General features: G+C 58.1%; 1 protein-coding gene. It reads left to right on the forward strand.

The window, feature by feature from the left end:
* A partial coding sequence (locus tag LL06_RS27185; protein WP_173426101.1) for an aldo/keto reductase occupies positions 1-267 on the forward strand: 267 nt, incomplete at both ends.

Genomic DNA, 267 nt, shown 5'->3' on the forward strand with positions numbered 1-267 from the left:
TCTGGTATCTGGCGCGGACCCTCATCAAACCCACGACAAAAGATTTTGCGCGTGCCTCTGCTCCGATGCGACGGGTATTGAGGACGATCGATGGCTTTACGCCGGCACAGGCCGCCTTTGCCTATATGCTGCGCAACCCAAACATAGCCACTTGCGTGTTTGGCACGACCAATCGCGAACACCTCGCATCGGCAATTGCCGTGTCCGGCAAGGTACTGCGAGACGAAGACGCGAAGCGGATCGAGGAAGCAGCGGCAAAGATCCCCT

The sequence above is a fragment of the Hoeflea sp. BAL378 genome (assembly GCF_000759435.1).
Taxonomy (GTDB): Bacteria; Pseudomonadota; Alphaproteobacteria; order Rhizobiales; family Rhizobiaceae; genus Hoeflea.